At 69.5% G+C, this 25,485-nt stretch carries 20 protein-coding genes; 13 read left to right on the forward strand and 7 right to left on the reverse strand.

From position 1 onward, the window contains the following. Window positions 1-7: 7 nt before the first annotated feature. The 4 genes from nhaA to ACFWVP_RS20335 all read right to left on the reverse strand — a co-directional run bounded on the left by nhaA (window position 8) and on the right by ACFWVP_RS20335 (window position 7,437). Window positions 8-1,408 carry a Na+/H+ antiporter NhaA gene (gene nhaA, locus ACFWVP_RS20320; RefSeq protein ID WP_384498431.1) on the reverse strand — a complete coding sequence of 467 codons (1,401 nt, stop codon included), beginning with the start codon at window positions 1,406-1,408 and terminating at the stop codon, window positions 8-10. Between the two features lie 308 nt (window positions 1,409-1,716). Next, window positions 1,717-2,568 (reverse strand): hypothetical protein, encoded by an 852-nt coding sequence (locus tag ACFWVP_RS20325; protein WP_384498433.1) that lies wholly within the window; start codon window positions 2,566-2,568, stop codon window positions 1,717-1,719. A 140-nt stretch (window positions 2,569-2,708) separates the two neighbouring features. Continuing rightward, window positions 2,709-4,703: an acetate--CoA ligase gene (gene acs, locus ACFWVP_RS20330; protein ID WP_384498435.1), complete on the reverse strand. Its 1,995-nt coding sequence runs from the start codon at window positions 4,701-4,703 to the stop codon at window positions 2,709-2,711. 154 nt (window positions 4,704-4,857) lie between these two features. Continuing rightward, entirely contained in the window at window positions 4,858-7,437 is a 2,580-nt protein-coding gene (locus tag ACFWVP_RS20335) for a SulP family inorganic anion transporter (RefSeq protein ID WP_384498437.1), read from the reverse strand. Between the two features lie 284 nt (window positions 7,438-7,721). On the opposite strand from ACFWVP_RS20335, the gene ACFWVP_RS20340 reads away from it, so the two are divergent. Beyond that, the gene (locus ACFWVP_RS20340; RefSeq protein WP_384498439.1) at window positions 7,722-9,017 is read left to right on the forward strand and encodes a hypothetical protein; all 1,296 of its coding nucleotides are present in this window, start codon (window positions 7,722-7,724) and stop codon (window positions 9,015-9,017) included. A gap of 78 nt (window positions 9,018-9,095) precedes the next feature. Here ACFWVP_RS20340 and ACFWVP_RS20345 read toward each other — a convergent pair whose 3' ends face one another. Further along, window positions 9,096-10,097, reverse strand: a complete 1,002-nt coding sequence (locus tag ACFWVP_RS20345; protein ID WP_384498441.1) for an ATP-binding protein — start codon at window positions 10,095-10,097, stop codon at window positions 9,096-9,098. 102 nt (window positions 10,098-10,199) lie between these two features. Between ACFWVP_RS20345 and ACFWVP_RS20350 the strand changes: the two genes are divergently transcribed. Further along, the gene (locus ACFWVP_RS20350) at window positions 10,200-11,024 is read left to right on the forward strand and encodes an oxidoreductase (RefSeq protein WP_384498443.1); all 825 of its coding nucleotides are present in this window, start codon (window positions 10,200-10,202) and stop codon (window positions 11,022-11,024) included. Between the two features lie 431 nt (window positions 11,025-11,455). Here the strand turns inward: ACFWVP_RS20350 and ACFWVP_RS20355 are convergent, their stop codons facing one another. Further along, window positions 11,456-12,295 carry an HAD family hydrolase gene (locus tag ACFWVP_RS20355; RefSeq protein WP_384498445.1) on the reverse strand — a complete coding sequence of 280 codons (840 nt, stop codon included), beginning with the start codon at window positions 12,293-12,295 and terminating at the stop codon, window positions 11,456-11,458. Between the two features lie 497 nt (window positions 12,296-12,792). On the opposite strand from ACFWVP_RS20355, the gene ssd reads away from it, so the two are divergent. The 7 genes from ssd (at window position 12,793) to ACFWVP_RS20390 (ending at window position 18,138) form a co-directional block, all read left to right on the forward strand. Beyond that, window positions 12,793-13,932 (forward strand): septum site-determining protein Ssd, encoded by a 1,140-nt coding sequence (gene ssd / locus ACFWVP_RS20360; RefSeq protein ID WP_384498447.1) that lies wholly within the window; start codon window positions 12,793-12,795, stop codon window positions 13,930-13,932. Then, complete coding sequence (locus ACFWVP_RS20365) at window positions 13,929-15,077, forward strand: TadA family conjugal transfer-associated ATPase (protein WP_384498449.1); 1,149 nt, start codon at window positions 13,929-13,931, stop codon at window positions 15,075-15,077. The genes ssd and ACFWVP_RS20365 overlap by 4 nt, the downstream gene beginning before the upstream one ends. Before the next feature lie 44 nt (window positions 15,078-15,121). Then, window positions 15,122-15,946: a type II secretion system F family protein gene (locus ACFWVP_RS20370; RefSeq protein WP_384498604.1), complete on the forward strand. Its 825-nt coding sequence runs from the start codon at window positions 15,122-15,124 to the stop codon at window positions 15,944-15,946. Then, window positions 15,943-16,746, forward strand: coding sequence for a type II secretion system F family protein (locus tag ACFWVP_RS20375; RefSeq protein ID WP_384498451.1), 804 nt, complete (start codon window positions 15,943-15,945; stop codon window positions 16,744-16,746). Before ACFWVP_RS20370 ends, ACFWVP_RS20375 begins: the two co-directional genes overlap by 4 nt. 162 nt (window positions 16,747-16,908) lie before the next feature. Continuing rightward, the gene (locus tag ACFWVP_RS20380; RefSeq protein WP_384498605.1) at window positions 16,909-17,109 is read left to right on the forward strand and encodes a DUF4244 domain-containing protein; all 201 of its coding nucleotides are present in this window, start codon (window positions 16,909-16,911) and stop codon (window positions 17,107-17,109) included. Next, window positions 17,096-17,548, forward strand: coding sequence for a TadE family type IV pilus minor pilin (locus tag ACFWVP_RS20385; RefSeq protein ID WP_384498453.1), 453 nt, complete (start codon window positions 17,096-17,098; stop codon window positions 17,546-17,548). The genes ACFWVP_RS20380 and ACFWVP_RS20385 overlap by 14 nt, the downstream gene beginning before the upstream one ends. Before the next feature lie 59 nt (window positions 17,549-17,607). Continuing rightward, window positions 17,608-18,138 (forward strand): Rv3654c family TadE-like protein, encoded by a 531-nt coding sequence (locus tag ACFWVP_RS20390; RefSeq protein WP_384498455.1) that lies wholly within the window; start codon window positions 17,608-17,610, stop codon window positions 18,136-18,138. A 95-nt stretch (window positions 18,139-18,233) separates the two neighbouring features. Here the strand turns inward: ACFWVP_RS20390 and ACFWVP_RS20395 are convergent, their stop codons facing one another. After that, a complete protein-coding gene (locus tag ACFWVP_RS20395; RefSeq protein WP_384498457.1) occupies window positions 18,234-20,723 on the reverse strand; it encodes a DEAD/DEAH box helicase in 2,490 nt (829 codons plus the stop codon). A gap of 79 nt (window positions 20,724-20,802) precedes the next feature. On the opposite strand from ACFWVP_RS20395, the gene ACFWVP_RS20400 reads away from it, so the two are divergent. The 4 genes from ACFWVP_RS20400 (at window position 20,803) to ACFWVP_RS20415 (ending at window position 25,465) form a co-directional block, all read left to right on the forward strand. Then, complete coding sequence (locus tag ACFWVP_RS20400) at window positions 20,803-21,156, forward strand: STAS domain-containing protein (RefSeq protein ID WP_003967428.1); 354 nt, start codon at window positions 20,803-20,805, stop codon at window positions 21,154-21,156. 201 nt (window positions 21,157-21,357) lie between these two features. After that, window positions 21,358-21,813, forward strand: a complete 456-nt coding sequence (locus tag ACFWVP_RS20405) for an ATP-binding protein (protein WP_384498459.1) — start codon at window positions 21,358-21,360, stop codon at window positions 21,811-21,813. 305 nt (window positions 21,814-22,118) lie between these two features. Beyond that, window positions 22,119-24,542 carry a sodium-translocating pyrophosphatase gene (locus ACFWVP_RS20410; protein ID WP_384498461.1) on the forward strand — a complete coding sequence of 808 codons (2,424 nt, stop codon included), beginning with the start codon at window positions 22,119-22,121 and terminating at the stop codon, window positions 24,540-24,542. A gap of 284 nt (window positions 24,543-24,826) precedes the next feature. Beyond that, entirely contained in the window at window positions 24,827-25,465 is a 639-nt protein-coding gene (locus ACFWVP_RS20415; protein ID WP_384498462.1) for a small secreted protein, read from the forward strand. Window positions 25,466-25,485: the final 20 nt, after the last annotated feature.

Here is a 25,485-nt window from a genome sequence, read left to right on the forward strand (position 1 = left end):
TGTCAGATCATGCCGGACTGTCCGGCTTGTTGCTCGCTGCCCCCGCCAGTTCGGCAAGGCGGCGATGCTCGGCAGCCTTCCGCTCGTATATGGCGACCATGCGCAGGTGGTACTGCGGGTCGTCCTGCTCGTAGACGTCCGGCACACCCGACTCGTCCTCGTCCCGCTCCTCCGCCTCGTACAGGGCTCTGTATCTGCGTACCCGGAGTCTGAGCAGTACACCGGAGAGTACGGCGGCGATCAGCGATCCGAGCAGGACCGCTGCCTTGACCTCGTTGATCATGTCCTCGTCGCCGGCGAAGGCGAGCTCTCCGATGAGCAGCGAAACGGTGAACCCGATACCCGCGAGGGTGGCGACCGCGAAGACATCGGCCCAGGCCAGCTCCTTGTTCAGCTCCGCCTTGGTGAAGCGGGCGACGAGCCAGGTGCCGCCGAAGATCCCGATCGTCTTGCCGACCACCAGGCCGAGAACCACACCGAGCGTTTCGGGCCGGGTGAATACGCCCGCCAGGGCGTCGCCCTTGAGAGTGACACCGGCCGAGAAGAGCGCGAACAGCGGCACCGCGAGGCCGGCCGACAGCGGACGCACCAGGTGCTCGATGTGCTCACCGGGGGAGTGCGCCTCACCCTCGCGCCGGGTGCACCGGAGCATGAGGCCCATGGCTACGCCGGCGATCGTGGCGTGGACACCGCTGTTGTACATCAGGCCCCAGATGACCAGGGCGAGCGGAACGTAGACGTACCAGCCCCGGACTCCCGTGCGCAGCAGTACGTAGAAGACGACCAGGCCGGCGAAGGCCCCGCCGAGCGCCAGGAAGTCGATGCCCTCGGTGAAGAAGACCGCGATGATCAGGATCGCGAACAGGTCGTCGACGACGGCGAGCGTGAGGAGGAACGCGCGCAGTGCCGCCGGAAGCGAGGTGCCTATCACCGCCAGGACGGCGAGGGCGAACGCGATGTCCGTCGCGGTGGGAACGGCCCAGCCGGCCGTGGAACCGCCGCCGAGCACGGCGGTCAGCGCGTAGACGACGGCGGGTACGGCCATTCCGCACAGTGCGGCTGCGACGGGCAGGGCCGCAGCCCTGGGGTCACGCAGTTCGCCCGCGACCAGCTCGCGCTTCAGCTCGACGCCCGCGACGAAGAAGAACACCGCGAGCAGGCCGTCGGCCGCCCAGTGGGCCACGGAGAGGTTGAGCCCCAGGCTTTCGGGACCGAAGTGGAAACGGCTGACGGACGCGTAACCGGAGCCGAAGGTGTTAGCCCAGATCAGCGCCGTGACGGCCGCGACCAGCAGGAGGATGCCGCCGACCGTCTCGGTGCGCAGGGCATCGGCGACGTAGTTCCGCTCGGGCAGCGACAGACGGCCGAACAGGGTGCGGCGGGAGTGAGGGGGGACGGGTGCGGCCACTGGGTGGACCTCCGGGTCGGGTACGGCTGCGACGGCATGGCAGTTACACGTGCCGACCAGACTTCCCGGCGCCCCTGTGGAGTTCTCTTTGTGAATTTGTCGCTGACGCACTCATGTGCCTGATGACGAAGCCACCACTCTACCCGGGGCGTCCGGGAACGGGCCCGGACGTCTGCCCGGATCCAGAGTCCGTCGCCCGTCGACGCCGGTCGCAGAACAAGCATCGTCGCCGCCCGCCCGGGCGGCACCCGGAGCGTTGCCGGGTGCCCCTCGGAGCCGTACGAGAAACAGCCCGTGAGCCGGGCCCGTCAGCCGGGCAGGCGCACGTTGTCCCACTTGGTGTTGCGCTCCGGCCGGACACCGGTCCGGACGAGCGGTCCGATGCGCTGCCCGGAGCAGCCGTCGCTCCCCGTCCGGCCGCAGACCAGCCGGTACTGCGGCCCCCAGAGCCCGTCCCCGTTCCACCTGACCATTTCCGCGCCGCACACCGGGCACGGGTCGTACGGTCCGTCCGGGACCTTCCGCACCGGGTGCAGGAACGTCCTCGGCTCGGTGAAGACCACCGGCAGGGACCGGGTTTCCACCGCCTGCCGGGGCAGGGAAAGGCCGTAGTGCTCCCCCAGTACCCGATGGATGTCCGCATCGTCGGGGATGAACAGCTCCCCGCCGTCGGGATCGTCCCCGTCCCCGTCCTCGCTCGCGACGACCCGGCCCAGGCCCACCTCGTCGGCCAGGCGGCGGGTGAGGGGATGATTCTCCTGCCCTTCGCCGACCTCGCCCTCGTGGTACGACCAGTCGTGCTCGCCGTCGACGGTCACCCCGATGATGCCCGGGTCCATCATCGTGTCCTCGACCGAGACGGCCGTGCAGGTGGACCACATGCGGCGCAATGCCGCGTGCCGGTACCACTCGTGCGCGGCACCCGGCGGTTCGATGGCGAACGCCCAGCCGGTACCGGTCTCGCCGAGCATCGCACTGGCCGGCAGCGTCCCGAACGGAGCGGCCGCGTCGAGGCGTCCGAACGTGTCCGCCTCCATGACGGTGTCGGGGTCCCCGCCGATCATCCACGCCAGCTCCTGGTGGGTGACGCCGCGCACGAACGTCACGGCGTAGTCCTCGCCGAGCACGCCGCTCATCCATCCGATGCCGTGATCGCTCATACCAGGCAACGTATCCGGGCCCGCCGACAAGCGGCGCCCGGCCACGACAGGTGCGCGTTCCCCCGTCCGCCCCACCTCGACAGCGGGCATGCGAACGACCGAAGCCCCCGCACGGGCGGGGGCCTCGGTCCTACGGCCGGCTAGGCCGGGTCGGCGGGCTTCAGGCTGTCGGCGATGCGTCGGACGCTGTCCGAATCCGTGAGTGTGGTGACGTCGCCCAGCTCGCGGTTCTCGGCGACGTCGCGCAGGAGGCGTCGCATGATCTTGCCGGAGCGGGTCTTGGGGAGTTCTGCCACCGGCAGGACCCTCTTGGGCTTGGCGATCGGGCCGAGTGTGGTACCGACGTGGTTGCGGAGCTCGGCGACCAGTTCCTCGGAGGCGGTGGCGGTGCCGCGCAAGATGACGAAGGCGACGATGGCCTGGCCGGTCGTCTCGTCGTTCGCCCCGACCACGGCCGCCTCGGCGACCGCCGGGTGCGACACGAGGGCGGATTCGACCTCGGTGGTGGAGATGTTGTGCCCGGACACGAGCATGACGTCGTCGACCCGGCCGAGCAGCCAGATGTCGCCGTCCTCGTCCTTCTTCGCGCCGTCGCCGGCGAAGTACCTGCCCTCGAAGCGTGACCAGTAGGTGTCGATGAAACGCTGGTCGTCGCCCCAGATGGTGCGCAGCATCGACGGCCAGGGCTCGGTGAGGACGAGATAGCCGCCCCCGCCGTCGGGTACCTCGCGGGCTTCGTCGTCGACGACGGTGGCGGAGATACCGGGCAGCGCCCGCTGCGCGGAGCCGGGCTTGGCCGCCGTGACGCCGGGGAGCGGCGAGATCATCATGGCGCCGGTCTCGGTCTGCCACCAGGTGTCCACGACCGGGCAGTTGTCGGCGCCGATGTGCTTGCGGTACCACATCCATGCCTCGGGGTTGATCGGCTCACCGACCGAACCCAGGACCCGGAGGGAGGTGAGGTCGAACTTCGCGGGGATGTCGTCGCCCCACTTCATGAACGTGCGGATCGCGGTCGGGGCGGTGTAGAGGATCGTGACGCCGTACTTCTGGACGATCTCCCAGAAGCGCCCCTGGTGCGGGGTGTCGGGCGTGCCCTCGTACATGACCTGGGTCGCCCCGTTGGCCAGCGGCCCGTAGACGATGTACGAGTGACCGGTCACCCAGCCGATGTCGGCGGTGCACCAGTAGACGTCGGACTCGGGCTTGAGGTCGAAGACCGCGTGGTGCGTGTACGCCGTCTGCGTGAGGTACCCGCCCGAGGTGTGCAGGATGCCCTTCGGCTTGCCCGTGGTCCCCGAGGTGTAGAGGATGAAGAGCGGGTGCTCCGCCTCGAAGGCCTCGGGGGTGTGCTCGGCCGGCTGCCGGGCGGTGATCTCGTGCCACCACACGTCCCGGCCCTCGGTCCAGGCGGTGTCCTGGCCGGTGCGCCGGACCACCAGGACGTGCTCGATGCTGTCGATGCGCGAGACGGCGTCGTCCACGGCCGGTTTGAGCGCGGACGGTTTGCCCCTGCGGTAGCCGCCGTCGGCGGTGATGACGACCTTGGCGTCCGCGTCGCGGATGCGGGCGGCGATCGCGTCCGCGGAGAAGCCCCCGAAGACCACCGAGTGCGCGGCGCCGATGCGGGCGCAGGCCAGCATCGCGACCGCGGCCTCCGGGATCATCGGCAGATAGACGGCGACCCGGTCACCCTTGCCCACACCGAGCTCGGTGAGGGCGTGGGCGGCGCGGGAGACCTCGTCCTTCAGCTGGGCGTAGGTGATCGCACGGCTGTCGCCGGGCTCGCCCTCGAAGTGGATGGCGACCCGGTCGCCGTTGCCGGCCTCGACATGGCGGTCCACACAGTTGTACGCGACGTTGAGCTTCCCGTCCGCGAACCATTTCGCGAAGGGCGGGTTGCTCCAGTCGAGCGTCTCGGCCGGCTCCGTGGCCCAGGTCAGGCGACGGGCCTGCTCGGCCCAGAAGCCCAGCCGGTCCGCGTCGGCCTGCTCGTACGCCTCCACTGTCACGTTGGCGTTCGCGGCCAGATCGGCAGGCGGTGCGAACCGCCGCTCCTCCTTGAGCAGATTGGCCAGGCTTTCGTTGCTCACGACATCTCCCATTCCCAGGGTGTCCGTTGTGTCCCGGGGCATAGCTCATCAGTCCACAGGCCGGGTGACAAGTGTCTGCCGGGAATTGGTTTAGACCTGTGCTTCGTGTATAGGAGCACACGCCCCGCTTCCGCGTGCGTGTGGTGCGTTGCGGAAGCGGGACCACAAGGTCTCACGGACCGGGGGCGCGTACGGTTCAGGCGCCGACCACTGTGTCGGGGGTTGGGCGAAGGCTTCCGGGACAGGGAAACGCGCCGGAGTGGACGCCGGAGCCGATGTCGAACTCGCTGCCCGGCCGTGTGCTCCGTTCCGTGCCGGGCTCGGTGCCGGGATCCGCTGCGGGGGCGACCCGGGCGAAGACCTCGTCGGGGCCGGTACCCGAACTGGCGCCTTCAGTCAGCAGATAGGCCTGTGCCTCACCCACGTGGAAGTACATGCCGTGCAGCTGCAACGTGCCCGCCGCGAGTCGACGGGCCACCGAGTCATGTGCCCGCAGGTGCTCCAACTGCTGGACCACGTTGGTCAGGCAGAGCTGCTCCACCGCATCGGTGGGCAGCCGACCGGAAATTCTGGCCCAGGAATGATCGCGGGAACCCATGCGCTCCAGGCTCGGCAGACCGTGCCGCAGCCAGCGCCACAGCGGGGTACTAGGGGCCTCCGTCCCGGGCGCGGCACCCAGCAGGGCCTGCATGGCCCCGCATCCAGAGTGCCCGCAGACGGTGATGGACTCGACCTCCAGCACATCCACGGCGTACTCGATCGCGGCGGCCACGGAGTCGTCATTGCTCGCAGCGCCTTCGGTGTCCGGCGGCGGCACCAGATTGCCGACATTCCGTACCGTGAAGAGGTCGCCGGGCCCGCTCGCGGTGATCATGCTGGTGACCAGGCGGGAGTCGGCACAGGTGATGAACAGCTGAGAGGGCTGTTGGCCCTCGGCGGCCAGCCGGGCGAGCTCCTCGCGCACCAGAGGGGCGGTGGTGCGCTGAAAGGAACTGAGGCCGCTGAGCAGCCGATGAGCACCCTGCCGGTCCGCTCCGGCGCCGGACGAGACGTCGGGAGAGACGACGGCGACCGCTGAGCCGGTGACTGCGGTGGTATCGGTACCTCCGGTCTTGTCGTGGCAGTGGTGGTTGCGCCACGGCGTCCACGGACGACAGCAGGAGTGCGCGGCCGACGAAGGCTCGCCGATCCGGCCGCCTGAGCGCCCGGTGAAGACGATCCGCCCACCCAGGGCGGTCTGTGCCGTACGCCATTCCTGAATCGCCTCGTACGCCGCGTGATCCATGAAGAACCCGTCCAACTCGACGACGGCGTCCGCTCCTTGCGGGAGACCTCCGAGCAGTCGGCTGAGCCGGGGGACAGCCAGGAAGGTCAACTGACCTCGGACGGTCACCAGATACCTGCCGTCCCGCTCCGACACCGTGATCCTGGTGCGGGCCAGCCGGTGCAGGGCGACGCCCACCGCGACGACGATGCCGAGCGCCACGCCCTCGAGGACTCCCGCGGTGATCACGCCGGTGATCGTGGCTCCGTACACCAGGAATTCACGATGTCTGTGGACATTACGGATGTGCGCGAAGCTGACCATCTGGATGCCGACGACCATCACCAGGGCGGCGAGCGCCGCCAGCGGGATCCACTCGAGGACCGTGACCAGCATTACCGCGGCGAGCAGCACCCACACACCGTGCAGCACCGTGGAGGCGCGACTCGCCGCCCCGGCTCGTACGTTGGCCGAACTGCGCACCGCTCCACCGGAGACGGGGAGCCCGCCGAAGAGTCCGGCCAGTGCGTTGGCCGCCCCCTGGGCGCGCAGCTCCCGGTCGAGATCGGAGCGCTTGACCGGCACGGGCGGTGTGGCACCACCGTCCCTGTGCTGGGCCGCTGTCCGGTCGGCGGTCAGCTTGTCCACGGCGACGGAGGCGAGGAGGGATTCCAGGCTTGCCACGAGCATGACCGTGAACACGGCGGTGGCCAAGGCGGCCACGGGGCCCTGAGGCAGCTCGGGCAGGGCGTGCGAACGCCAGGACGGCAGGTCGACCCGGGCGATACCGGGTGTCGCCGCGGCGGCCACGGCGGTCGCGATGGCCACGGCCGCGAGCGCGGCCGGGATCCGGCGGAGGCCCGAGCCGATGCGTCCGGGCATCCGCGGCCACAGGACGAGAACCGCGATGGTCAGGACGCCGATGAGCGGGGCGGCCGGACTGAGCCGGCCCAACAGGTCGGGCAGGGCCCGGACGTTGTCGAGGACCGAGCTCTGCGGGAACCCGCCGAGCATGATGTGCAGCTGGGCCAGGGCGATGGCCACGCCGATGCCCGCGAGTGTGCCGTGCACGATGGCGGGGCTGACGGCAAGCGCACCGCGGGCCGCTCTCAACGAGCCGAGCAGGATCTGCAACAGGCCGGCGCCGATGGTGATCGCACAGGTGGTGCGCCAGCCGTAGATCTGGATCAACTCGGCTGTGACCACGGTCAGCCCGGCGGACGGGCCGCTGACCTGGAGGGGTGTGCCGCCGAGCAGACCGGCGACGATGCCGCCGATGACCGCGGAAACCAGTCCGGCTGCGAGCGGGGCGTCCATGGCGACGGCGAGGCCGAGCGACATGGGGACGGCAATCAGGAAAACGGTGAGGGATGCGGACAGATCGGCGCCCGAGATGCGGAAGCGGCGGCCGTCCGGAGGCGGCGGACTGTGTGGGCGCTTGATTCCCGAGGCGCGGGGAGGGCGCGAACTGCGGGATGAACGGTCGTTTCGGGTAGGGACGCAGGCAGACATGTTCCCGTCTCCTCCGGGGCAGCGCGGTCGCGGAATGTGAGTGACGCGGCCGTGGGTCACGGCGTGCAGCGGCGGGATTTCTCAACTCTCGGTAAATGAATCGTAATGGAGAGTAAAGAAAGGTGTCCATGTTTTCGAGCAAATAGAGTATTGAAACACTCATTCAGGTGAATAAGCATCTTTTCATCTGTCTTGTCGTACTGATTCCTCGCAACTGCGTGCGACGTTGACCGCGCCTCGTCGGCACTTCAACGCATGACTCCTGCAAGGAAGAGGGTGGACGGATGATGGCCGCCACGAAGAGGATCGCCCTGGGCGCCGTGGCCACAGCACTGGTTGTCGGCCTGGCGGGCTGCTCCGGAACCGCCGGGAAGGAGGCGGCGCCCGGCAAGGAGGAGCACTCCCCGGCGGCGGCGCCCAAGGGCGCGGTCAAGCTCATCGGTGACGGGTCCACCGCCTTCACCGGGGCCCAGCCGAAGCTTCCCGTGGCGAAGCGCCTGAAGCCTGGCCAGAAGCCGCCACAATTCGTGGTGTTCTCCTGGGACGGCGCGGGGGAGGACAGTCAGAAGCTCTTCTCGCACTTCCGTGGAGTCGCGAAGAAGTACAACGCGAACATGACGTACTTCCTCAGCGGTGTGTACCTGCTCCCGGAGGACAAGAAAGCGCTCTACGCGCCGCCCCAGCATGCGGTGGGCCGCTCCGACATCGGGTTCAACGACACCGAGGGCATCCGTGACACGCTGACGGAACTGCGTGCCGCCTGGCTGGACGGCAATGAGATCGGCACGCATTTCAACGGCCACTTCTGCGGGCCTGACGGAGGTGTCGGGACCTGGTCGGTCGAGGAGTGGAAGAGCGAGATCGCCCAGGCGAAGGCTTTCGTGAAGAATTGGAAGACCAACGCTCCTGCCCTCAAGGCCGAGGCGCCCCTGCCCTTCGACTACGACAAGGAGCTGGTCGGCGCCCGAACCCCGTGCCTGGAGGGACAGAAGAACATGGTGGCGGCGGCCCGGACCATGGGCTTCCGCTACGACTCCAGCGGTGTCGGCAACCAGGTATGGCCCGCGAAGAAGGACGGATTGTGGGACCTCCCGCTTCAACTCGTCCCGGTCCCGGGCCGAGCCTTCGAGACCCTCTCGATGGACTACAACTTCATGTTCAACCAGTCCGGCACGACGCAGGGGGACCCGAGCCGCCACAGCTACTGGGGCAACCAGATGAGGGACGGTCTGCTCCAGGCGTTCGGCCGCGCGTACAACGGGAACCGCGCACCGTTGATCATCGGCAACCACTTCGAGTCCTGGAACGGTGGCACTTATATGCGTGCCATCGAGGAGACCGTCAAGACGGTGTGCACCCAGAAGGACGTGCGCTGTGTCTCCTTCCGGCAGCTGGCCGACTGGCTCGACGCACAGGGCCCGGCGACGCTCGCCAGGCTCGGGACGCTGAAGGTCGGGCAGGAGCCCGAGCAGGGCTGGTCGGCCTTCATGGCCGGGACGGCTCCGGGCAAGCCCGCCGGCAGCCCCGTGCCCGCCAGGCCGGCGGACCAGCCGGCGGCCAAGGGCGCGGACGCGGACTAGGCACCACCGTCCGGCTTCGGAGGTGCGGCCCGGCACCGGCCTAGGGGCGTACCGGCTGGTCATGAACGAGCCGTCCGGTCAGGCCGGCTGGGCGGCGCCGGTGTCGGTGTCGACGCAGTGCTCATTCAGCACGAAGGCGGGGTCGACCTGGGCAGCCAGGTCGGCGCCCGTTTTCTCGTTGCCCCAGCTCTCCGCGTTCTTCAGATGGAAATGGACCATCTGTCGCGTGTAGCGCTCCCAGTCGCGGTGCTGGTAGGAGTCCTCCGCGGCGTCCTGCAGAGCCTGCAGGGCCATCCGGTTGTCGGCCTCCAGCAGCTCGAACGGGGCCGGCCTGCCCTTTTCCATGGTGCGGACCCAGTCCGACTGGCCGACTCCGACCAGCAGGTCGTCGCCGACCTCCGCGCGCAGGAAGTCGAGGTCGTCCCGCCCCTGAATCTTGTTGCCGACCACTCTCAGGGCGACGCCGAAGTCCCGCGCGTACTCCTTGTACTGGCGGTAGACGGAGACGCCCTTCCGGGTCGGCTCGGCGACCAGGAACGTCATGTCGAACCGGGTGAACATTCCTGACGCGAACGAGTCCGATCCCGCCGTCATGTCCACCACGACGTAGTCGTCCGGGCCGTCCACGAGGTGGTTGAGGCACAGCTCCACCGCCCCGACCTTGGAGTGGTAGCAGGCCACCCCCAGATCGGACTCGGTGAACGGGCCCGTGACCATCAGCCGGATGTCCCCGTCATCCAGGCGCACCGTGCGCGCGCAGGCGTCATAGACCGGATTGTCCTCGCGGACGCGCAGCAGCCGTGAGCCCTCGCCCGGAGGCGTCGTCTTGATCATCGTCTCGGTGGATGTGATGCGGGGGTTGGTGCCGCGCAGGTAGTCCTTGATGAGGGGCAGCCGGGCGCCCATGGCAGGCAGAGCGGCGGCTTCCTTTTCGTCGAGGCCGAGAGCGGACCCGAGATGCTGGTTGATGTCGGCGTCCACCGCGACGACATGGGCTTCATTGGCGGCGAGGTGGCGGATGAAGAGCGAGGACAGCGTTGTCTTGCCGCTGCCGCCCTTCCCTACGAAAGCGATCTTCATGTTCACCTAGGGTAGCGGTGTCATCGCTCAGTGCTGTCACGCTTCGTGAAGAAGACCACTCCTGGGGGGCATCCGGGCGGGGTGCGCGTAGCCTCCCTACCTATGAGTACGACTTCCTCGGACCCGCTTTCCACCCTGGGCGCACTGCCGGGGGTGACCGACGCGGTGGACTCCGTGCGCACGGCCGTGGACCGGGTCTACGGCCACCGGGTCATGCGGCGGCGCAGCAATGAGGTCACCGCGGAGGCGGCCCTGCGCGGTGCCCGCGGTTCGGCGGCGCTCTCGGGCGCGGACTGGAATCTCGAGGAGGTGCGCCGACGTACCGACTTCAGCGGCGAGGACGAGGCGCGCATCGTCGGGGCGGCCTTGAGGCTGACGGCGGAGGCGGGTCAACTCCTCTCCATCTGGCGGCAGTCCCCGCTGCGGGTCCTGGCCCGGCTGCATCTGGTGGCGGCCGGCGGGGCGACCCCTGACGATGCCGTCGGCCGTCCCCGACTGGCGGGTGAACCGGTCGACGAGCCGTTGGTCGAGGCGCTGCTTCCGGATTCCGACGAGGTTGCGGGGAGGCTTGAGGGACTGTCGCAGCTGATCATCGCCGGGAGTGCGGCGCCCGCGTTGGTGACGGCCGCGGTCGTGCACGGTGAACTGCTGGCTCTGCGGCCCTTCGGATCGCACAACGGTCTAATCGCCCGAACCGCCGAGCGCATCGTGCTGATCGGCAGCGGTCTCGACCCGAAGTCGATCTGCCCCGCCGAGGTGGGACACGCTGAGCAGGGGCGAGCGGCCTACGTCGAGGCTTTCGAAGGCTACCTCTCCGGGAAGCCCGAAGGCGTGGCGGCCTGGATCGCGCATTGCGGGCGTTCGGTGGAACTCGGTGTCAGGGAGTCGACGGCGGTCTGCGAGGCGCTGCAGCGCGGCGCGGCCTAGGCGGGAGCGGCGGGGCGGCAGGACTCGTCACAGTGCCGGAAAGGGGTGCGGCGGTACCGGATCCGGTACCGCCGCTGGCATGTCCGCCCAGTTACCAAGCGTCCTCGATGTATGCCCATCAGGTCGGGTTCTTTGCCCGTCACCTGGTGTGGCTGGCCCGTAATCGACGGGTCGACGTCGCGTGGGTGCTCGGCTTTCATGCGCGGTCCGTGGGGCCGTCTGTGCGTGTGAAGGTGATCCTCTCGGATGTCCTTGGTCTCGCGGGCCGTTGAATCCTTTGTACTCCAGGACCGTTGGTAGCGGAAGCCCTGGCCGCACTTCTTTACTTTTGGTTTCAAATAGGCATGAATCGGATGCCGCTGGGGCGGGTTCGGCTGCAGCTGTGCAGCTCTGACGGTGGGGGCCCTGGCGGGCAGGCCGTGCCCGAGGAGTCAGGCGGTGAGTGCGGCAGCGCGGCGACGGTTGGCATACCAGACGAGTCCGGCTGTCAGGGCCGCCGCACCCACTGCCGCGGCGGCCACGAGGGCCGGGCGCGGAGGCATGGAGAACGCGGGCAGGCGCTGCTTGAGGCGGACCGGACGGTCGAAGACGAGAATCGGCCATTCCCGGAGAGTGGCCTCGCGCCTGAGCGCTCGGTCCGGGTTGACCGCATGCGGATGACCGACGGACTCCAGCATCGGTACGTCGGTGGCGGAATCGCTGTAGGCGTAGCAGCGCGAAAGGTCGTACCCCTCCGACACGGCAAGAGCCCTCACGGCCTCGGCCTTGGTGGGCCCGTAGGCGTAGTACTCGATCTCGCCGGTGAAGCAGCCGTCGTCGCCGACGACCATCCGTGTCGCGACGACCCGGTCGGCGCCGAGCAGCTCTCCGATCGGCTCAACGACTTCGGCGCCCGAGGTCGACACGATGACGACATCACGCCCGGCGGTGTGATGCTCCTCGATAAGGGTCGCGGCCTCGTCGTAAATGATCGGATCGATCAGATCGTGCAGCGTCTCGGCGACGAGCTCCTTGACCTGCTGGACGTTCCATCCCTTGCAGAGCGCGGAGAGATATTCGCGCATCCGCTCCATCTGGTCATGATCGGCGCCCCCGGCGAGGAACACGAACTGTGTGTACGCGGTGCGCAGCACGGCACGGCGGTTGATCAGCCCGCCTTGGTAGAAGGACTTGCTGAAGGTCAGTGTCGAAGACTTCGCAATGACCGTCTTGTCCAGGTCAAAGAAGGCTGCTGTACGCGGCGAGAAGCAGTTTTCCACAAAGGTGAGCATAGGGGCCCACCATTCGGCGTAAACCCCGGCGGGTGGGTTTGCCTGAGGAGACGCTCGGGTACACCATGGAAGTCACGGATCGTTCGCGACCGTGTTAACCCGGTCCGACTCCTCCCCCCCCGAGTCGGCCGTGGGGACGACCCCCGCTCTCCCCCCCGGCGGGGGTCGTCGCATGTCCGGACGCGGTTCTTCCCTCCGGGATCCAGGGGCCCCTTTCTCTCTCGATCGTGCCGACCGGTTCTGCCGTGGACTCATCCGAGCATGACTCGTCACGGTGTGTAGCGGAAGGGCTGCGCTCCGAATGTCGCCTGTACGAGCTACCGGGATATTCACAATGCTGAAGTTGTCCACAGATTCTGAGCAAGATCCACATGTTTTTCCGATGCGCTGCATGTTGATTCCACCTGCGAAGTCCGCAGGTTCCGGAATCGCGCATCTCGGTTAGGCCCGAGACCGCCGCGAACCGCACTGAAGGGGCAGTGGGAAGGAGCGGGGTCATGGCTGGATCCATCGCACGGGAAGGTCTGTCGATCGGCGAAGGGCCGCGGGGCGGACCGTTGATCGTGACCGAGGACGTGCTTTTGCTGGACGATCTGCTGAGGCTGTGCGCGGCGGCAGGGACGGTGCCCGAGGTACATCACGGACCACCGGCCCAGAGAAGCGGATGGGAACGGGCCCCGATGGTCCTGGTGGGCGACGACGCCGCATCGAGGTGCCGAGGTGCCGCACGCAGGCGCGGGGTGATGCTGGTCGGCCGGGACCAGGACGACCCTCAAGTCTGGCGCCGGGCGGTGGAGATCGGGGCCGAGTACGTGCTCCGGCTGCCCGAGTCCGAGGGCTGGCTCGTCGATCAGATCGCCAATGCCGCGGAAGGTGTCGGGCGTCCCGCGCTCACCGTCGGGGTGATGGGAGGGCGCGGTGGCTCCGGCGCGTCCACGCTGGCCTGTGCGCTTGCCGTGACGGCGGCCAGGTCCGGCCGGCGGACCCTGTTGGTCGACGGCGATCCGCTGGGCGGCGGGATCGACGTGCTGCTGGGTGGTGAGGAATCCGAAGGAATGCGATGGCCGGATTTCGCCCGTTCCAGAGGGAGGGTGGGCGGTAGCGCCCTGGAAGAGTCCCTGCCCGCACTGCACGGATTGCGCGTGCTCAGCTGGGGACGGGACAACGATGTGATCGTCCCTCCGCCGGCCATGCAGGCGGTTCTCGCGGCTGCTCGGAGGCTTGGCGGAGTGGTCGTCGTGGACCTGCCGCGTCGGGTCGACGAAAGCGTGGCCGAGGCGCTGGCACAACTGGACGTAGGGCTGCTGGTCGTGCCGGGGGAGCTGAGGGCGGTGGCGGCGGCCAAACGCGTGGCAGCGGCCGTCGGCGCGGTCCTGGAGGATCTGAGGGTCGTCGCGCGCGGGCCCTACACGGCCGGGCTGGACGAGCAATGGGTGGCGCAGGCGCTGGGGCTTCCCCTCGTCGGCGATCTCCCCCTGGAATCGGGACTTTCGGCGGCCCAGGACAGAGGCTTGCCCCCCGGCGGCAATTCCCGAAGCCCGCTTGCCCGTTTCTGTGGGGCCTTCTGGGATCGGGCGGACTCCTCGGCCGGAGCGCCGGCAATGGCGGCAGGGCGCCCCGGTGGAGGCATGCCATGACCGAGGCCCTGCTCGATGCCGTGCGGCAGCGGCTGGCCCGCAGCGGTGCCGCACCCACTCCCGCCGGAGTGGCGGCCGCTCTCAGGGCACAGGGCCGCCTGCTCGGAGACGCGGAAGTGCTCGGCGCGGCCGAGGAATTGCGTGGGGAGCTGGTCGGGACCGGGGTGCTGGAGCGATTGCTGGCCGACCCTGCTGTGACCGACGTGCTGGTGTCCGCGCCCGACCGGGTCTGGGTGGATCGCGGAGCCGGACTCGAACTGACCCGGGTCACCTTCCGGGATGCGGCGGCGGTCCGCAGGCTGGCCCAGCGGCTCGCCGCGGTGGCAGGGAGACGGCTGGACGATGCCCGGCCCTGGGTGGACGCACGACTGCCGGACGGGACACGGATGCACGCCGTCCTTCCTCCGGTATCCGTCGGCACGACCTGTCTGTCGCTGCGTGTGGTGCGCCCCCGGGCCTTCACGCTGGCGGAGCTCGTCGAGGCCGGGACGGTCCCTCCCGGAGGGGACCACTTCCTGAGAGCGCTGGTCGAGGCCCGGGTCTCCTATCTGATCAGCGGGGGGACCGGCGCAGGGAAGACGACCCTGCTGTCGAGCCTGCTGAGTGCCGTCGGCGAGCGGGAGCGCATCGTGCTCGCCGAGGATTCTGCGGAACTGCGCCCGGACCACCCGCATGTGGTGCGCCTGGAGTCCCGTCCCGCCAACCAGGAGGGGGCGGGCAGGGTGACTCTCCGGGACCTGGTGCGTCAGGCATTGCGTATGCGGCCCGACCGGCTGGTGGTGGGGGAGGTGCGGGGTGCCGAGGTGACGGAGCTGCTGGCCGCGCTGAACACGGGACATGAAGGGGGCTGCGGCACGGTGCACGCCAACGCGGCGGAGCACGTACCGGCCCGCCTGGAGGCGCTGGGGACGGCGGCGGGTCTCGACCGGGCCGCACTGCACAGCCAGTTGGCGGCCGCCCTGTCCGTGGTGGTTCACCTCGTGCGGGATCGGGGAGGGCGACGCCGTCTGGCCGAAGTGCATGTGCTCGAACGCGATGCGGCGGGCCTTGTGGTGACGGTGCCCGCGTTGCGGTGGGGTGCTGAGGGGTTCGTCCCGGAGCGGGGCTGGGAGCGGTTGGGGTCGCTGATCGGAGAGGCGCGGTGACAGTGGCGGGGGCTGACGCCTTGAGGTGGGCGCTGTCTCTGGTGATGGCGGTGTGCGCGGGACTGGCTGGCGCACTGGCTGTGGTTCGGAACCCCGGCGTGCGGCGAGCGAAGACGTTGTTCGCGGGAGCGAGCGCGGACCTGTGGGGGCCGGGGGCGGGATGGGCCACGGTGCAAACCTTCCTGGAACGGCGGCGCGAATGGCTGTGTGCCCCTGTGGCGGCACTTCTCGCCGTGTTGGGTGAATCGGTGCTGCCTCTGCTCGCGGGGGCCGTGGCGGTGCCCCTGACGCGTCGCTGGATGCGTCGGCGGGCGCTGCGGAGCGAGCGCGAACGGGCGGCCGACGCGGTTACGGCACTTTGCGGGGCCGTGGTGGGTGAGCTGAGGGCGGGGCATGAGCCGGGTCAGGCCCTGGCCGTCGCTTGGCGTCGTACGGGATCTCTGGGTGTCTCCGAGTCCGCTGTGGTGGCGGCCGCGCGGTTCGGCGGTGACGTGCCCGGCGCACTCAGGCAGGTGGCGACGGGACCCGGCCTCGAAGGGCTCGCCGGGGTGGCGGCCTGTTGGCGGGTGGCGGTGGACGGCGGAGCCGGGCTCGCGGCGGGTCTCACTCGCCTGGAGAGCGCACAGCGTGCTGAGCGGCGCCGGCGGGAGGAGCTGCGGGCGCAGTTGGCGGGTGCGTGGTCGACGGTCGTGGTGCTGGCATTGCTGCCGGTGGTGGGGCTGGGGCTCGGAGCAGCGCTCGGCGCGGACCCGCTGAGAGTGTTGCTGCACAGTCCGGGAGGGCTGGCCTGCCTGGTGACGGGCGGCCTGCTGGAGGCTGCTGGACTGTTCTGGGCGGCACGGATCGTGCGGGCCGGGGAGGCGGAATGAACGGTCTCCCCGGCGAGGGGTACGGGATGGGTGTCGTGGGCGCGGTGCTGGGTGTGGCCGCGTACCTGGCCCTCGCCCTGGCCGGACTACGGCGAGAGCGTGCGACCCGTGGGCGCGGGGCGAGGTTGTCCGGGACCTGCTCCGGCGACCCGGGGATCGGCTGGCGGCGTCTGCGGACTGGAGGCCTGGACCGCGCCCCGCGATGGGCGGCACCTCTTGGTGCCTGTGTGGCCGGCTGGATCCTTGTCGGAGGTGCGGCCGGGTGCGGGGTCGGTCTGGCGGCCGCCTACGGAGTTCGGCGATGGCAGAGGTCCGGGCGGCGGCGTGGGGGTGCCGCGCAGGGGGCAGACGCCGCGTGGGCAGCCCGGCAGTTGCCGCTGGCCGCGGATCTGCTGGCGGCTTGCCTCTCGGCAGGCGCCGGCCCCTGGGAGGCGGCCGAGGCCGTCGGTGAATCCATGGGTGGGCCGGTCGGTGACCGGCTGGCCCGCACGGCCGCGGAGATCCGGCTCGGCGGCGAACCGGCCGACGCGTGGGGGCGGTTCGCGGAGATACCGGGCGCGGGTCCGCTGGCCCGTTGCCTGGAACGGGTCGGCTCGACGGGCGCTCCGGCGGCGGGACCGGTCTCCGGACTGGCCGACGAGATACGTGCCGAGCGGGCGAGCGCGGCTGTGGCGCGTGCCCAGCGAGCAGGCGTGTTGATCACAGCGCCCGTCGGACTCTGCTTCCTGCCCGCCTTTCTGGCGGTGGGAGTGGCACCGGTGGTCATCGGGCTGGCGTCAGGGCTGCTGCACACCGAGTGACAGGGATCCGCGGGTGCCTTCTTCCGGATGCCCAGCACGCCCACCGCGATCCGAATGTCCGAACCGAGAATCCGCGAACCTCGCAATCCGAATCTGAATCCGAAATCCGAACCGAACGGGGCCGAGATGGGAAAGAACGTCATGGGACAGGTGATGTGCGCGATGCGCCGCACCTGGGGGGACAGGTACGACAGGCTTGTGAGGTCCGTCAGAGCGGACCGGGGCATGACGACGTCCGAGTACGCGGTGGGGACCATCGCCGCATGTGCGTTCGCGGCGGTGCTCTACAAGGTGGTGACGAGCGGGGCGGTGCAGTCGGCACTGCAGTCGCTGGTCAAGGACGCGCTCGATGCGAAGTTCTGAAGCGAGGGCGGGAACCCGGGCTCGGTCCCGAACTCTCGCCGGCGCGGGTGCCGGAGCCGGGCCCAGGGCGCCGGTCCGGCCGTCGGCCATGTCCGGTGACAGAGGTGCTGTGACGGCTGAGGCCGCTATGGCCGTTCCGGTGCTGGTGGCTTTCGCCCTGGCCCTTGTCTGGGCGCTGGTAGCGGCAGCGGACCAGATCCGTTGCGTGGACGCCGCCCGGGCCGGAGCACGAGCGGCTGCCCGATCGGAACCGGAGGCCGCAGTGCTGTCCGCGGCGCTGGAGGCGGCACCGGATGGAGCCCGGGTCGACCTGTCGCGCACGGGGGAGTTGTGGCGCGTCAGGGTCGAGTCACCTACGCCCGGTCCGGACCGGCTTGCTCTGACGCTCAACGCGGAGGCGGTCGCACTGGCCGAGGACACGGTGGGGGCGGAGCCGTGAGAGCTGTGCGGAAGAGATCGCCGACCGGGGATCGCGGTCTGGCGACGGTGTGGGTGGCCATGACGACGCTGACACTGTGCGCGGTGTTCGCCACGGTGCTCGCGCTGGGACAGGCCGTGGCGGCCCGGCACGAAGCCGGCGGGGCCGCGGACCTGGCCGCTCTGGCAGCCGCCGATCGGGCACTGCGAGGGGAGGTGGCCGCCTGCGAGGCAGCGAAGGAGGTGGCCGGGGAACAGGAGGCGGAGGTGATCCGATGCGTTCTCCAGGGCGAGATCGCCGATGTGACGGTCCGCGTGCGCTTCGGTCCCTACCGACCGGAGGTCAGGTCGAGGGCCGGCCCTCCGACCGCCGGAACGTCCGGAGCGGCAACGGCATCGCCACCAGGTGGGCGGTCGGTGACAGTGCCCACGGGGAAGCGGGCACCAACGGCCCCGGCGGCAGCGACATCACCACCGAGCACGGTGACGCCGACGGGCCGGGAGGCAGCGGCTGAACCGCCGGGGGTGGAGGTGCCAAGGCACACGCATACATCCCGTATCGGTTCACGTCAGGGCCGGGCAACCCTACTCGGTGAGGCGGTGAGGCGGTGAGGCGGTGAGGCGGTGAGGCGGTGAGGCGGTGAGGCGGTGAGGCGGTGAGGCGGTGAGGCGGTCGGCCGGGGTGGTGGACGTGCCAAGGCTTGTGTCTAGGTTCCTGGGTCCTTTGGCAGCGGGTTCTCCTCGGGGTCCGGCGTTGCGGTTCTGAGGAGTTCGGTCAGGAGGCGTACCGCGCCCCGCTTGTGCAGCGGTTCGTTGCCGTTACCGCATTTGGGGGACTGGATGCAGGACGGGCAGCCCGCCTCGCACTCGCAGGACGCGATGGCCTGGAGGGTCGCCGTCAGCCACGTACGGGCCGTGTGGAACGCCCGTTCGGCGAATCCGGCGCCGCCGGGGTGTCCGTCGTAGACGAAGACCGTCGGGAGCAGGGTGTCCGGGTGCAGGGGCACGGACACCCCGCCGATGTCCCAGCGGTCGCAGGTGGCGAAGAGGGGCAGCATCCCGATCGACGCGTGTTCGGCGGCGTGCAAGGCGCCGCCGAGGATCTCGGGATTGATCCGGGCGGCATCCAACTGGTCCTCGGTGACCGTCCACCACACGGCGCGGGTGCGCAGGGTGCGGGGCGGCAGGTCCAGCTTGGTCTCGCCCAGGACCTCTCCGGTGATCAGCTTGCGACGCAGGAAGGAGACGACCTGGTTGGTGACCTCGACGGAACCGAAGCAGAGCCGCCCGTCACCCCACGGGATCTCGGTGTCGGTCTCCAGCACGGTGATGGCGGTGGTGTCGCGAGCGTTGGTCGAGTACGGCGGTACGGCTTCCTCCACGAGGGCGACCGAGTCCTCCAGGTCCAGCTTCCGGACCAGGTACGTGCGGCCCTGGTGGAGGTGGACCGCGCCCTCGTGCACGGCGGTGTGCGCCGCCGACTCGTCGACCGTGCCCAGCAGCCGGCCGGTGCCCTCCTCGACGATCTGGACCGGACGGCCTCCCCCGCCACGGATGTCCGTCAGGTCGGCGGCCCGTTCGCGGCGAGTCCAGTGCCAGCCCGTCGCCCGCTTGCGCAGCAGCTTCGCGGCTTCGAGCTGCGGCAGCAGATCGGGCACCGCGGGGCCGAAGAGAGCGATGTCGGCTTCGGTGAGCGGGAGTTCCGCCGCCGCGGCGCACAGGTGCGGGGCGAGGACGTACGGGTTGTCCGGGTCCAGGACGGTCGACTCCACGGGCTGCTGGAAGAGCGCCTCGGGATGGTGGACGAGAAAGGTGTCCAGCGGGTCGTCGCGGGCCACCAGGATCGCCAGCGCGCCCTGTCCGGCGCGTCCGGCGCGGCCCGCCTGCTGCCACAGCGACGCCCGGGTGCCCGGGTAGCCGGAGATGACGACGGCATCCAGGCCCGACACGTCGATGCCGAGTTCCAGGGCGGTGGTCGCGGCCAGCCCGAGCAGTTCGCCGGAGTGCAGCGCGCGTTCCAGGGCCCGGCGTTCCTCGGGCAGGTATCCGCCACGGTAGGCGGCGACCCGTGCGGGCAGGGAACGGTCCACCTCGGCGAGCCGCTCCTTGGCGATGACGGAGATGAGCTCCGCGCCGCGCCGGGAGCGCACGAAGGCGACCGAGCGGACGCCCTGGAGGGTCAGGTCGGTCAGGAGGTCGGCGGTCTCGGCCGTGGCGGTACGGCGCACCGGAGCGCCCTTCTCGCCGTGCAGATCGGTCAGTGGCGGTTCCCAGAGGGCGAACACCATCTCGCCGCGGGGCGAGGCGTCGTCGGAGACCTCCTTGACGGGCAGGCCCGTGAGACGGCCCGCGGCGACCGACGGCTGTGCCGCGGTGGCCGAGGCGAGGAGGAACACCGGATCGGAGCCGTAACGCGCGCACAGGCGGCGCAGGCGGCGCAGCACCTGGGCGACGTGGGAGCCGAAGACGCCCCGGTAGGTGTGGCACTCGTCGATGACGACGAAGCGCAGGGCGCGCAGGAAGGAGGCCCAGCGGGGGTGGGACGGGAGTATCCCCCGGTGCAGCATGTCGGGGTTCGTCAGGACGTAGTTGGCGTACTGGCGTACCCATTCGCGCTCTTCGACCGGCGTGTCGCCGTCGTAGACCGCAGGCCGCACCGCGGTTCCCAGGGGGGCGGACAGCTCCTTCACGGAGCGCCGCTGGTCGGCGGCGAGGGCCTTGGTCGGGGCGAGGTACAGGGCGGTCGCGCCGCGCCCGTTCGGTGCCTGCGAGCCGTCGAGGAGAGCGCTCAGGACCGGGGCCAGGTAGGCGAGCGACTTGCCGGACGCCGTTCCGGTGGCGATGACGACGGACTCACCGTCCAGGGCGTACTCGGCGGCCGTGGCCTGATGTTCCCACGGATGGTCGATCCCGGCCCGGCCGATCGCCGAGATCACTTCCGGTCGGATGCGATCAGGCCAGATGGCATGGGTTCCCGCTCGCGGGGGCAGGTGCTCCGTATGAGTGATGCGCGCGGACCGGCCCGCCCCTGCGGCGAGCCGGTCGAGGACCGTGGCGGGAGAGGGGCGCGGGCCCGCGTTCCCGGGCGGTCGACTGGGGCGGTGATTCTTGGCCATCGGCACCGAGTGTGTCACCGGCATGACGGACAATGGTCCCAAGGCGTCGTGCATGGCTGCTGGTAAGTGATTGAATGCCATCGCGGCTGGCGATCCGTCCCCTGGCCTCCGTCGGGGAGACCGAGGGGCGACCGCTCGATAGCAAGGTGCTGGAGGATCCGTGGACCTGTCCCTGTCGACTCGCAATGTGTCCGGCCCTGGTGGCGACCGTACGGTCGTCGAGGTCGGTGGCGAGATTGATGTGTATACCGCGCCCAAGCTGCGCGAGCAGTTGGTCGAGTTGGTGAATGACGGCAGCTACCACCTGGTTGTCGACATGGAAGGTGTCGACTTCCTCGACTCCACCGGCCTCGGCGTGCTCGTGGGTGGCTTGAAGCGTGTCCGGGCCCATGAGGGCTCGCTGCGCCTGGTGTGCAACCAGGAGCGCATTCTCAAGATCTTCCGGATCACAGGTCTGACCAAGGTGTTTCCCATTCACACCACGGTCGACGAGGCTGTCGCGGCCACCGACTGAGTCGTCGGACCAGGCTTGCCGTCCTCGGGCGGCAGGCAGCGACAGGCCGACAGGCGGCAGCAGGCGGGCCGCTGCGGGCAGGTGGCCGACCCATGGGTCGGCTGCCGGCTTCGTCGGTTCCGGAGGAGCATGGAGAGCAGGGGTACCGGGCGTCACGCCCGGGCCCCTGAGACGCACGCCCGTACGTTCGAGGGGGATGGCATGCCAACCGTTGAACTCCGCTTCAGCGCTCAGCCCGAACACGTCAGGACGGCCCGCCTCGTGGCAGCCGCCGTGGCTCGCCGGGCCGGCGTCGACGAGGCGGTGCTCGACGAGGTGAGACTCGCCGTCGGCGAGGCGTGCAGCCGTGCGGTAGGTCTGCATCGCAGCCATGACATCACCGCTCCGGTCACGGTCGTGCTCACCGAGGAGGAGAAGGCGTTCTCCATCGAGGTCGGCGACGGAGTCCCCGGCCCGGGAAGCGATCCTTCGCTGTCAGGAGCCTCCGGCGGCGTGCGTGCGAGGCCGGACGAACCGGACACCGACGCGGACAGCGAGGACGAGATGGGCCTCGCGGTCATCAGCGGCCTCGTCGACGACGTGGAGGTCCGGTCGGGTGTGGACGGCGGAGTCATTCGGATGACCTGGCCGACCGCCCCGGCAGTTGTCGTGCCCTGAGGCGTGCCGCTCCCCGCGGGCGGCGGCAGGTCCGCGGGGAGCGGTTCCGCCACGGACGCGCCGGTGCGTGTGATCAGTTTTCGGCCCTGCTGAGCAGGGCCTTTTTCATGTGTATGTGATCAATTTCCTGTGGCTTTCCATACGCGCCATGCCTCTGCCCCATTACTGTATTCGGGTGCAATGCCGGTGAGATCATTTGTCATTGGATGGACGAAAGCCCATTTCATTGACCACCCACTGTTTTGATCGGGCTCCGCTCCCTACAATCCGTCCACGTCTTGAGCGCTGAGCGTCAAGGAGGACGTATGGCGGAGTTCTTCAACACCCCACTGGCAGAACTGACGCACGTTTCCGTACCTTCCGGCCGGCCCACCCCACTCGCAGCCGCGGTTCTCACCGACGGCAACAGGCTGATCGTCGTCGTCGTCGCAGTCGTCTCCCTTGCCGCGCTGGTCGTCGCCCAGCTGCTGGTACGCCAGGTCCTGGCGGCCGGAGAGGGCACCGCCCGCATGAAGGAGATCGCGGCAGCCGTCCAGGAAGGCGCGAATGCCTATCTGGCCCGCCAGTTGCGCACCGTCGGCATCTTCGCCGTGATCGTGTTCTTCCTGCTTCTGCTGCTTCCGGCCGACAACTGGTCGCAACGCGCGGGACGTTCGGTGTTCTTCCTGGTGGGTGCGCTCTTTTCGGCAGCCACCGGATACATCGGTATGCGACTGGCTGTGCGCAGCAATGTCCGTGTGGCTGCTGCTGCGCGCGAGGCGACTCCGGCGGAAGGCGAACCGGAAAAGGATCTCGCCGTCGTATCGCACAAAGCGATGAAGATCGCTTTTCGTACGGGTGGCGCGGTCGGCATGATCACCGTCGGGCTCGGTCTGCTCGGTGCCTCCTGTGTCGTCCTCGTCTACGCCGCCGACGCGCCCGAGGTGCTGGAGGGATTCGGGCTGGGCGCAGCGCTGATCGCCATGTTCATGAGGGTCGGGGGCGGCATCTTCACCAAGGCCGCCGACGTGGGAGCGGACCTCGTGGGCAAGGTGGAGCAGGGCATCCCGGAGGACGACCCGCGCAACGCCGCCACCATCGCCGACAACGTGGGGGACAACGTCGGCGACTGTGCGGGGATGGCGGCCGATCTCTTCGAGTCGTACGCGGTGACCCTCGTCGCCGCGCTCATCCTGGGCAAGGTCGCCTTCGGGGACTCGGGGCTGGCCTTCCCGCTCATCGTTCCGGCGATCGGCGTCGTCACCGCGATGATCGGGATCTTCGCCGTCGCTCCCCGCCGGGCGGACCGAAGCGGGATGACGGCCATCAACCGTGGATTCTTCGTGTCGGCCGTGATCTCGCTCGTCCTGACGGCCGTGGCGGTCTTCGTCTACCTGCCCTCCTCGTACGCCGAGCTGGACGGGGTCACCGACAGTGCCATCACCTCCCACGGGGGCGACCCGCGTGTCTTCGCGCTCGTCGCCGTGGCCATCGGCATCGTGCTCGCCGCCCTGATCCAGCAGCTCACCGGCTACTTCACCGAGACCAACCGGCGCCCTGTCCGGGACATCGGGAAGTCCTCGCTGACGGGCCCGGCGACGGTGGTCCTCGCCGGCATCTCCATCGGGCTGGAGTCGGCCGTCTACACCGCGCTCCTGATCGGTCTGGGCGTCTACGGGGCGTTCCTGCTCGGCGGGACGTCGATCATGCTGGCCCTCTTCGCGGTTGCCCTGGCGGGGACCGGCCTCCTCACCACCGTGGGGGTCATCGTCGCGATGGACACCTTCGGCCCTGTCTCGGACAACGCCCAGGGCATCGCCGAGATGTCGGGCGACGTCACGGGTGCCGGGGCGCAGGTCCTCACCGACCTGGACGCCGTCGGCAACACCACCAAGGCCATCACCAAGGGCATCGCGATCGCCACCGCCGTCCTGGCGGCGGCGGCACTCTTCGGCTCGTACCGCGACGCCATCGCCACGGCGGTCGACGACGTGGGGGCCGGGGCGGGGGAACTGGGGCTGAGCCTGGACATCTCCCAGCCGAACAACCTCGTCGGTCTGATCCTCGGTGCCGCCGTCGTGTTCCTCTTCTCCGGCCTGGCCATCAACGCGGTCTCCCGTTCCGCGGGGGCCGTGGTGTACGAGGTGCGGCGGCAGTTCCGCGAGCATCCCGGGATCATGGACTACACGGAGAAGCCGGAGTACGGCCGCGTCGTCGACATCTGCACCAAGGACGCCCTGCGTGAACTGGCCACGCCCGGACTGCTCGCGGTGCTGGCGCCGATCGCGGTCGGGTTCAGCCTGGGGGTCGGGGCGCTCGGCTCGTATCTCGCGGGTGCGATCGCCACGGGCACCCTCATGGCCGTCTTCCTCGCCAACTCCGGTGGCGCGTGGGACAACGCCAAGAAGCTCGTCGAGGACGGCCACCACGGCGGCAAGGGCAGCGAGGCCCACGCGGCGACCGTCATCGGGGACACGGTCGGCGATCCGTTCAAGGACACCGCGGGCCCGGCCATCAACCCGCTCCTCAAGGTGATGAATCTCGTGGCGCTGCTCATCGCCCCCGCGGTCGTGCAGTTCAGCTACGGGGACGACGCGAACGCGGGGGTGCGGGCCGCCGTGGCCGTGTTCGCCCTCGTCGTCATCATCGGCGCGGTGTACGTCTCCAAGCGGCGCGGGATCGCCATGGGCGACGAGGACGGTTCGGGAGGCGACGGCGACAAGACGGCCGACCCGGCCGCCGTTTCGTGAGACAGCTGGGAGCAGATGGCCCCCACATGGGGTGATACCCGATCAGGGAGCGGGCGGACGACCGGTACTGACGCCTCGTCCGTCCGCTCGTCCCGGACCGTCGGTGTCATGGGTGCGAGGGAGTTGTCCGTGCGTCTGCCCCAGTCCGTAGGTGAGTTGTATCTCCCTCACTTCCCTTGGTGCAAATGGCTGCAAAAGCACGCACATCGGAAACCTGGCGCCTGAATGTCGCTCACTTGGCGTGTAAGTTCCGGGGCCGAGAGCCTTGGAAGGGACCCAATCCGGTGAACAAGAAGCTTGCAGCCGCACTGTCCGGCGGTGCGGTACTCGTACTGACGCTGTCGGGCTGCAGCGACGACAGCGACAACAAGGTGAACGACTGGGCGAAGAAGGTCTGCGACCAGGTCCAGCCGCAACTGCAGAAGATCGCGAACGCCAACGCCGCGATCCAGCAGCAGACGGCCGACAACAGCAAGCCCGCCGACGTCCAGGAGACCGACTCGGCCGCCTTCCAGCAGATCTCGCAGGCCTACAAGGCGCTGGGCACAGCCGTGGACTCGGCGGGCCCGCCGCCCGTGGACGACGGCGAGACCACGCAGAAGGAAGCGGTGAAGGAGCTCAACGCCTCCTCCGTGGCGTACGCGGACCTGAAGACGAAGGTCGACGCGCTCGACACGAAGGACCAGGCGGAATTCGCCGACGGGCTCAAGGGAATCGCCGACGAGCTGAACAAGATCAGCACCAATGGCGACCAGGCGCTGAAGAAGCTCCAGTCCGGTGAGGTCGGTTCGGCGATGGCGAAGCAGAAGGGTTGCCAGAGGCCCACGGCCTCCGCCCCGCCCGCCTCCGCCCCGGACGCGAAGCCGTCGACGTCGGCGTCGAAGTCGGCGTCGCCGTCGGCCTCGGCGAGCGAGAAGTCGTAGAGAAGCCGCAACCGCGGCAC

It is taken from the genome of Streptomyces sp. NPDC058637, assembly GCF_042717325.1.
In the GTDB taxonomy this organism is placed as follows: Bacteria; Actinomycetota; Actinomycetes; order Streptomycetales; family Streptomycetaceae; genus Streptomyces.